Origin of the sequence: Acetobacter tropicalis (assembly GCF_001580915.1) — a bacterium.
Taxonomy (GTDB): domain Bacteria; phylum Pseudomonadota; class Alphaproteobacteria; order Acetobacterales; family Acetobacteraceae; genus Acetobacter; species Acetobacter tropicalis.
Genome location: NZ_LHZQ01000142.1, coordinates 1 through 9,546, shown reverse-complemented (window position 1 = coordinate 9,546; position 9,546 = coordinate 1). Strand labels below are relative to the sequence as shown.

Below are 9,546 nucleotides of genomic sequence, written 5' to 3'. Positions count from 1 at the left end.
TCTCATTCAAAAGCCACTCTTTTTATGGGGGGATTACCCGTGCATACGCTGAACGAATGTGTCAAGAAAGCCGAAGTTGAAACTGAAAATTCTACAGGCTTTCTCGGAGCATTTCAGCGTCTATGGCGTGCGAAAAATCTGGCGTCATTGCCTCATGCGTAACTCGCAGATTTCACGATAAGATTTCCAATTAATTCGTAATCCTTCTCGAGGTTCGAATAGGAAACACGGATATAGGATGATTTTACAAGAGAGTGCTTCGAACCGGATGAAACAATAATTCTGTTTTTCTTTAGAAAATCTATTGATTTTTTTTCATCATCCACTCCCATCCAAAGGGAAAGACCACTTCCAATCCTATCTACCGATAAATTATATCTATTCAATACGTCAGAAAGGCATCGCCTTCTATTTAGATATACAGAACGTGCATTCTGTATGCATTCCTGAGCAGTTTTGTTTGCAAGCAGATAAGCCGTGGCCTCCTGAAGAATACGACTTGTCCAACCCGCCCCGAAAGCCCGAAATTCCTGAATTTTTCCTATGACTTCAGAAGATGCGGACACAACGGCAAGCCTCAGATCGGGAGACATGCTTTTGGAATAAGAGCGAATATGAACCGTGTAATACGGATGCCACTTGCCCAAGCTACAAGGGGGAACGAGGGAGAGGGCGTCCAAGGCGTCCCACTCGATGATCCAGAGCGGCTTTACACTGAAAGTTTCTGCTATGGCCTTTAACCGGTCCGGGTGGACGCTTTGCCCCGTGATACCATTGACGCGTGGCTGAAAGACAAACGCAGCTGGCTCATGTGTCAAAGCTGCCCTTAGAGAATGAAGACACGGCCCGTCAGCGTCGCAGACGACTGGAATGATTTTTACGCCCAGACGCTCAAGTATATCGAGAGTCGCAGTTGCTGTTGGTGTCTCGACCGCGACAACACTCCCGCGGGACAGGAGCACCGAAAAAGTTTCATTAAGAGCGCAGAAGCCGCCGTTAGTCGCAAGGAAACCTTCGCTCTCATAAGGCCAGGTTGTCCTGCACACCCTCTCAAGAGCGGCCGTAATACGGATCTTTGCGTAGGAATTAATGTCTGGGGCCTGAGCCACGTGCGCCAGAGCCTCGTTCAGAGGTGGCAGCAGGGATCGGTCAGGGATGGCGGCAGAGAGGTTGATGATGTCTTGCCCTGCATGTTTCTGAACACCGCGCCGCTTGGGACGAGGTGACGAAGATGATCGACAGACCCAACTGCCAAGCCGCCCTCTCCCTTCAATGAGGCCGTCTTCCCGAAGCTCTGCCCAGGCAAGACATAGGGTTGCTGGACTGATCTGCATGCAGAAAGCCAGATCCCGAAGAGAGGGCAGACGGCTGCCAAGAGGTAGCAGACCGGATTGAATGAGAAAACGCGTCCGGCGGCTGATGCCAGCAGATGTTCGATCGGGCAGATGTCCCGATAACCACTCAGAAGATACGTTATTTATATTATCCACTTCAAGGTCCGTATTTTAAATGTTCAATAACAACATATCACTTGATATGCACGTTATAGGATGGAAAGAATTGTCATCGGAAGAGAGCACCACTTCCGGGGCAGGTGTCCGGAAACGGCTCTGTTCTGCTGGTGATCATTAAAAACCAGAATTAAATGTTCAATAACAACATAACATTTGTGAGCTCCATCCAGGTTCGTCAATACTGTTCCGGGACGGATATGAAATATGTGATCCTGAAGCTTCCCGGGATCCGCCTTCTGCGAAAGAGGAAAAGGGCATGCGGAACAAGACTCTATTCGTGCTGATGTCCATGACTGCACTATCCAGCAGCATCGGTGAGGCTCGGGCGAAAAGCTTATCAGTAGCAAATAGCCGCGAACGTCACACTCCTGTGGCGTCTCAAAAGACTGCTGCTGATGGAATTCAGGCGCACGGTAACGCGGAAGAGTTACAGGTGTTTGCTGAAGGTCTTCATAGCCCGACCGGGGTTACGAACCAGACACCTGGCGGGGGACTGCTCCCACCACGTGATGACGCGGCAATGGTCAGTGGTGCCAGCCGGGATTTCATCGCAAAACAGGCGCCCACAAGCAACCTTTTTAGTTTGATGCAAATGGCACCCGGCGTAACAGTGGCCAAGACCGATCCTCTTGGTGTCAGCGATCGTTCCAACGTGATGATCCGCGGAATGCAACAGAACGAAATTGGCTGGGAATTCGAGGGAATGCCCGCTGATGACCAGATCAATCATGTGGCGGATTCATCAGAATGGTCGGATTCAGAAAATATTGGTCGTTTCGAGATCCGTCAGGGCTCACCCGACATGTCTGCACCAGTACTGAATGCAGTGGGCGCGCTTGTCAGTTCATCCCTGCGTGATCCATCCTTTCATCGCGGCGGATATCTAGGTTCCAGTTTTGGCACCAACAATGCGTTCCGCGAATTTATTCGGCTTGATTCCGGCGAGATTGGCCACAGCGGGATCCGAAATTTCACGTCTTTTTCTTACACAACCAACGACAACTGGCGTGGTCCAGGCAACAACACCCGCTATCATGTCGACAGCAAATTCGTGAAAGAATGGGGAAACGGCAACCGTGTGGCTGCCGTTGTGACCTATAATCGCCTACAGAACGCATGGCAAAATTACCTGACATTAAGTCAGTGGCAGCAATACGGGACGCACTATAATCTCGCTACGTCTTTCAAAAGCGGACAAGCGAATTATTATAAACTCTGGATCAACCGCCGATCACGCGTAATGATTTCTTTACCGTCACAGTTTAATCTCGGCCACGGCCTCTCCCTGACAGCCACACCTTATTATTTCTGGATGAGCGGCAGCGTTCCAAATGGTACGACGCTCAGCAATAGCGGGAGCTATTCCGGCACACAGGCAGCAGGCGATCTCGGGCTGGAAGACCTGAGCACTGGCCGTGGTGTCGTCGCGGCGATGGCTGCCGGTTATACGTTCTCCAGTGGCATTACGACGGGACTAGCCTATCGCAGGGGGATCAACCTTCTTGAAGTGGGTGCGTGGTATAATAACGTCGATCGTAGGGCCATGACGTCATATGCTGCTGTCGGCGGGAATGGCCAAGCCGCCAATCTTTATGGCGGCTATGCCCTCACAATGGCCAATGGATCAATCCTATACAGCACCAATCTGCATGAAATTCAGCAGACGACAGCACTTTACGTCCAGGACACCGTTTCTCTGCTCCATGACAAACTGAAAATATCCGCAGGTTTCAGGGAAGCCATGGTGGATTTACGTGGAACCAACATGCTTCCTGGTGCGCGTTATTATGCTGGAGCCAGCTATGCAATCCCCTTGCCCCGCATGAGCATCCATTACAGGTTCAATTCCGAGCATCAGGTTTTCTTCAACGTCAACACAGCGTTCCGAACGCCAGTCGGTGACACGCCATTTTATGATACAATCAGTGTCTCAACCGGCAAGATCACATCTCATGGCAGTTCTTCAGTTAAACCTGAATACTCTATCTCCGAGGAACTCGGATATCGCTACACTGGGATTTTCAACGCTTCTATTGGGGTATTCAATTATAACTTCAAAAACCGTCAACTTTCCGCAACTGCTCCTTTAAATGGCGTCCTAACTACGCAGTATCTGAATGTTGGCGGACAGACGACACGCGGCGCGGAGGCCGAGATCGGGCTGAAGCGTTGGCATCATATCTCGCCCTATGCGTCAATTTCGTACCTGCATGCGTCCATCGATGACAACTTCTATACCGGCGGGACTTACCTTCCCACGAAGGGGCGAGTGGCTCCTATGAGCCCGAAAGCCACGGCAGCAGTCGGTATCAATTATGATGACTCCCATTTCTTTGGCGGCCTGCAGTTCAATTGGGTGGATGCAATGTATTCCTCCTTCATGAACGATCAGGGGATTCCGGAGCGCAAAACCCTGGACATCAACGCAGGATACCGGATGAGCGACGTCGGCTTTTTCCGGAAACCTCAGATCCAGCTCAACATCATTAACGCTGCCAACACCAAATATCTGTCCGGTGTCGTCGCTCCTGTGGCCAACGCCAAGGCTCAGAAAGGAGCGAATGGAAAGACCATAGCAGCCTCTACGCCTACATATGATGTCGGTGCCGGCTTCGCCGCTCTTGTTTCGATATCGACAGGTTTCTAAAAAACATCTGAGGATATTTAATCATGCTTGTTACCCTGATCCAGTTCAATGCCGGCAACAAAAAGGCCGAAAATATTGCAACGGTTCGCCGATTGGTTGCTGAGTCATTTTCCCGCCAGAAATCTCGTGTGATCAGTCTGCCGGAAATGTGGCCTTGTCGGAATGCAGACCGTCCTACGCGTTTTCAGGTTGCTGAAATACTCCCGGCACCAGGCAGCGGCGCAACCGGAGGCGAAGTTTACCAGACGATGGCAAAGCTCGCGCGTGAATACGGTGCCTATGTCCACGGTGGATCCATTGCTGAGCTTGACGGTGAGCGTCTGTGCAACACGACCCTGATGTTCAATCCGGAAGGACAGGAAATCGCGCGCTACCGTAAATTACATTTGTTCGACGTTACGGGCCCAGATGGCACAGTGTACAATGAAAGCCGGGACTTCAATCACGGGAAATCCCTGAGCATCTGCGATATAGATGGCATCAAGGCGGGATTCACGATCTGCTATGATCTGCGTTTTCCCGAGCTTTTCCGCGCCCTGCGCGACGAAGGGGCAGAAATTATTTTTCTCCCTGCTGCCTTTACTCTTCAAACGGGAAAAGACCACTGGGAAGTTCTGCTTCGAGCCCGTGCCATTGAAAATCAGGTCTGGATCGTGGCGACCGGCATGTACGGCTCACACCGCAACGACAAGGGAGAGATCCGCACAACATTTGGTCATTCCCTGATCTGCGACCCTTGGGGCCATATCGTAGCGATGGCATCTGACGGAGAAACCTCCGTCACGGGATATCTGGATCACGCACTGACACAACGTATCCGCCAGTCCATCCCGCTGGGCAATCACCGGCGCCTTCCCCTGCCTCTGACAGACTGAGGTAACGCCATGCGGGAGAAAAGCTGGATCGTCCTGATTTTTTTACTAGCACCGATCAATTTCCTCATGTCGCTGGACAGGCATGCCATTTCGATAGCCATGCCTGTCATACGCAAGGATCTGGGGTTCAGCATCCCAGAAGCTTCGTTCATCCTCTCCTGCGCGACATGGGGATATGCGCTCCTACAACCGCTTTCCGGTTGGCTGGCAGAAAAACTCGGCCCGCGCCGCGTGCTGTTCGGAGCCGCTTTCCTATGGTCGCTTGCAACTCTTGTCAGTCCCCTCTGTCTCGGATTTGCACCTTTCCTTCTGGCCCGCTTTGGCATGGGAGCAGCTCAGGCCCCAGACTGGGCCAGTAGCATGCTTGTTCTCAGGAGACATTTTTCTACCGTCACCCGAAGTCGCGCTAACGCGCTTCTGCTGGGGTTCATCTATCTCGGGTCTATTATCAGTGGGCCGCTGACGTCCTGGTTAATGCTGACCTATTCCTGGAAGCTGGCTTTTGCAATTTTTGGCGCATTTGGCATTGCCGTAAGCCTTTATTGGCTGGTGTTTTACAGGGACAAACCCGACAGCATTTCGTTGCAACCCGACTTGTCCATCCCAGCCCCCTCGTCCGCTCTCAGTCGCAGCAAACTCTTACGGACCCCTCGCTTCTGGCTTATAGGATTTCTCTATTTCTGCACCATCTGCGTACAGGGATTTTACGCAAGCTGGTTTCCGACTTGGCTACATGAGGTGCATCATGTCCGCCTCAAGGATCTGGGATGGCTCTCATCAGCGCCATGGGTAGCCCTGTATGTCTCAGTATTACTAGCTGGCATCATAGCTGATTACCTCGCTTCACGGGGTTTCAGCCTGCGCCATGTCAGAACAGTTCCCCCGATATTCGGCCTTGTTCTGAGCGCAGTGTTACTAGCCATCGCAAGCCATGCACAAGGCACCATTCTAGCTCTGTGCCTCATGACAGGCTGCCTTGGTGCAATCGGCTTTGTGCAGGTTTCACTGTGGTCCAGCGTCCAGGATATCAGTGGCGCCTACACCGGGTTTGTTACGGGTTGCACAGCATTCTGGGGCAGTCTTTCCGCCAGCATCATACCGCTTGCAGTTGGTTGGGTCGTGACACGAACCGGCTCTTGGGAAGACGTACTGTTTTTGCCTTCGACTGCAGCCTGCGCCGGAGCAATCGGCTTTTTCTGGCTGCGACCTGACAGACCTCTTCTTGAAGCAAGGGAGCATCATTGTGAGCTCTGAACATACGTCTCCAGCTTGTTCTGAGGCCATCATTTTTCACAACACCGCTTCCCGCAGTCCTTATGTGATCGTCTGCGAACATGCCTCATCTTTTATACCCGACGAATATAATGGTCTCGGGCTCTCCCCCCAGGCGGCCAAAGAGCATATCGGCTGGGATATCCATGCCATGAACATGGCGACCATAGTGGCCGGACTGCTTGATTCTCCCCTCATAAGCGCCCCTGTTTCCCGCCTCGTAGCGGATCTGAACCGTCCGGAAACCTGTCAGGAATGCATTCCTACCAGAAGCGAAACAACATCCGTACCAGGGAACCTCTCCCTCACATTGCACGAACGCGAAAACCGACTTTCACGATGGCATCGCCCTTTTCATCAGGGCCTGAGTACATTTCTGGAAGACCGTATCGCGCGCGGGATTGAAACCTTCCTAGTAGGTATTCATTCCTTTACCCCGGTCTATGCTGGTGTTCCTCGTCCATGGGCGGCAGGCGTCCTGTATCGAGCCTCCCATTTGCACGGCGAAACCGTAGCGCAGGCCATGGAAAAACAGAGCGGCGCGCTCGTCGGCCGCAACCAGCCCTATGATCTGTGGCAGCACTCGAACCATACGATCCCTTTCCATGGGGACAGACGTGGCCTCGCCGCCGTCATCGTCGAAATTCGCAATGATCTTCTGGCGACTGCTCCCGGTCTTACCCGATGGGCCAGGATCACAGCCCAGGCCCTTCAAGAAGGCCAGACCTGCCCTCTCCCTCCCGATAACACACAGGCCAAAACTGCATGACTCCTTCCGCGAAGCCGAGCATCAACGGTACCTGGGCCATCGAAAGGCAGCTCTCCAGCTGGAGCAACGGCCTTTTCCCTCATGAAAGCATGGACCTGCGCGTTTCACTCCGTATCGAGAATGGAAATCTGTTCTATCACTCCGTGAACCGAACCAACCCGGATGCTCCCCCCTCCCATTTTCGGTTCGATATTCCCCTCGATAACCGCCCACATCCCTTCAAAGGGAGTCAGCGCTTCGATCATCTCCGCGGGCGCCTGCTGCCGAATGGCGCACTGGAAATCCTGAAACTCAAGGACAGCGCAGTAGTCCTTGCGGAAATCTGGCGTAGGGATAGCGATCATCTGTTATTCCGATGGGGTGTCAGCTGCTCTGCACCCCGAAGCCCGAAAGCGTATACGGAATATTTCAGTGCCATCGATCCCAATGGAGTCAGGTCTCATGCTGCGTCGTTCTGAACCCGGAAGACAGTGTTTCCTGCCTGGGCTATGCCTCATCGCAACAGCACTGTTTCCTCTCACGCTCCATGCCGCCGAAAGCTCACCCTTTGCAGCCTGCGCGCTGAACAAAGCCATTTCGGGCAAACTTTCCCTAAAGGGAAAGACATGGACTTACGAACGACGCCTTGCCACACTCACGCTGCACGATGCGAAAGGTAATCCCACGGCGTGTCTGTCGTATGTCTCCTATACCGCAGATCGCTCGCCCTCCCGACCTGTCACCTTCTTCTTCAATGGCGGTCCCGGCTCATCAGGGCTGTTCCTTCAACTTGGATCGTTCGGGCCCCTGCGCGTCCCTGCGGAAGCCAGTCGCCTAGCTGAAGATGCCCACTATAACGCTGCCACTAACCCCATGACGTTACTCGACGCCTCCGATCTGGTCTTCGTCGATCCGGTCGGAACAGGCTTTTCCCACCCTCTGAGAGACAAGAAAAATGCGGATTTCTGGGGCGTGGATCAGGACGCCGCAGCGTCTGCTGATTTCGTTGCGGCCTATCTCGATAGCGCCCGAAAATGGAACGTTCCGCTCTATCTGTTCGGCGAAAGCTACGGAACAACCCGGATTTCCGTCACAAGCCGAGTGCTGGCCGAGCGCGGCATATTCCTGAACGGATTGATTTTCATGTCCACCGTCCTCAATTACGGAGAACGGCTCCCGGGAATGGATATGACCACTCTAAGCTATCTTCCTACCTATGCCGCAATCGCGTGGTTTCACCGTAAAAGCGGCTATCAAAACCTTAACCTGAACGCGTTGATCTCGCAGGCGGAATCCTTCGCCGCAACAACTTACATGCAGGCCCTCTGGCAAGGCAAAAATCTCGACCTGACAACAGAACGAGCTGTAACAGGAGAGCTTGCCCGCTACACGGGGCTATCCATCGAAACAATCAGGGCCCATGCGCTTAGACCGGACGTCAATACCTTCCGCAGCGAACTTCTGAAGTCTGACGCACTGATTACAGGCCGCTACGATGCGCGGGCTACTGCTCCCATGTCATATCTCGCGCCCGATGCGCCGGACTTCGATCCCTCAAACGAAAATGTCCGTACCCCACTCACGACCGTCTGGAACAAACAACTTGGACAAGATTTCGGCTATGATGGTGAGCGCCCCTATGTCATATATGACAACACTACCAGTTCAGTCTGGGACTGGCGTCATAAGGCGAAAGGACGGTCCCGTCTTCTTGAAACTGCGGTGACCGGTGGTGACCTTGCAGAAACGATGGCCAGAAACCCTGGCATGAGGGTCATTTTTCTAAATGGCCTCTACGATCTGGCCGCACCGTTTTCGCTGACGGCTTACGATATCCGACATCTCAATCTTCCAATTAGCCAGATACAGGAAATATCATTTTGCCGTTACCCTGCAGGGCATATGATGTACTTCGATAACCATGCCCTCAAAATAACTTCGCAGGATTTACACAAATTTTATGATAATAAGAAACCATGCTATTATAAATAGTATTGTTTTATATAAGATCTAAATTTTTCATTTATTTTAGATATTTGAAGTAGATTTAATATGATCTGAATGTCAGCTTCCACTATCAATATGTCTCCATAGCAGACCTTCCGCTCTCCCTGAAGGGTTTCGGGCGCCGCGAGGCGTACGAAAGTCTGGGAAGACCGAACCCGCGACACCGGGACTCAGTTATGGGGAATTTGCAACTGGCGCCGCCCCGGGGGAGAGCCTGAGCCAGAACATACAGGTGCGTTTGTGGAACTGGAACGGGTTTTTATGACCGGATCTGCATGACGCGATGACAGAATTTGCGGTGCAGACAGCGATTTTCCCGGCTTTTCCGGTGATGCGTACAGGAGCCCCGGTTTGCCGGAGCGGAGCCACTCCGACATCGGGATCGGTCATGCTGTAATCTCTGCGGGCTGTCATGGTGATCCCCCGGCCGGAGCAGTCGCCCGGGGTGGCCCTCGGGGCTGGCACCATCGGGGAAGGATCTGG

General features: G+C 52.7%; 7 protein-coding genes. 5 read left to right on the top strand and 2 right to left on the bottom strand.

The annotated features are described in order from the left end of the window. Positions 1 to 152: 152 nt before the first annotated feature. Complete coding sequence (locus AD944_RS01885) at positions 153 to 1,334, bottom strand: aminotransferase class I/II-fold pyridoxal phosphate-dependent enzyme (RefSeq protein ID WP_052427069.1); 1,182 nt, start codon at positions 1,332 to 1,334, stop codon at positions 153 to 155. A gap of 436 nt (positions 1,335 to 1,770) precedes the next feature. Here AD944_RS01885 and AD944_RS01880 point away from each other — a divergent pair, with 436 nt between their 5' ends. Genes AD944_RS01880 through AD944_RS01865 form a run of 4 tightly spaced genes read left to right on the top strand, consistent with a single transcriptional unit; the run spans position 1,771 to position 7,077 of the window. After that, on the top strand, positions 1,771 to 4,161 hold the full coding sequence (locus tag AD944_RS01880; RefSeq protein ID WP_052427070.1) for a TonB-dependent receptor: 2,391 nt from the start codon (positions 1,771 to 1,773) through the stop codon (positions 4,159 to 4,161). 23 nt (positions 4,162 to 4,184) lie between these two features. Then, positions 4,185 to 5,036 (top strand): carbon-nitrogen hydrolase family protein, encoded by an 852-nt coding sequence (locus tag AD944_RS01875; RefSeq protein ID WP_045541378.1) that lies wholly within the window; start codon positions 4,185 to 4,187, stop codon positions 5,034 to 5,036. Between the two features lie 9 nt (positions 5,037 to 5,045). After that, on the top strand, positions 5,046 to 6,290 hold the full coding sequence (locus AD944_RS01870) for an MFS transporter (protein WP_045541379.1): 1,245 nt from the start codon (positions 5,046 to 5,048) through the stop codon (positions 6,288 to 6,290). Continuing rightward, on the top strand, positions 6,280 to 7,077 hold the full coding sequence (locus AD944_RS01865; protein WP_052427071.1) for an N-formylglutamate amidohydrolase: 798 nt from the start codon (positions 6,280 to 6,282) through the stop codon (positions 7,075 to 7,077). Before AD944_RS01870 ends, AD944_RS01865 begins: the two co-directional genes overlap by 11 nt. Positions 7,078 to 7,181: 104 nt before the next feature. Here AD944_RS01865 and AD944_RS01860 read toward each other — a convergent pair whose 3' ends face one another. Further along, positions 7,182 to 7,421: a hypothetical protein gene (locus AD944_RS01860; protein WP_045541380.1), complete on the bottom strand. Its 240-nt coding sequence runs from the start codon at positions 7,419 to 7,421 to the stop codon at positions 7,182 to 7,184. Between the two features lie 97 nt (positions 7,422 to 7,518). Here AD944_RS01860 and AD944_RS01855 point away from each other — a divergent pair, with 97 nt between their 5' ends. Continuing rightward, positions 7,519 to 9,048 carry a S10 family peptidase gene (locus AD944_RS01855; RefSeq protein WP_052427072.1) on the top strand — a complete coding sequence of 510 codons (1,530 nt, stop codon included), beginning with the start codon at positions 7,519 to 7,521 and terminating at the stop codon, positions 9,046 to 9,048. The last annotated feature ends 498 nt before the right edge of the window (positions 9,049 to 9,546 follow it).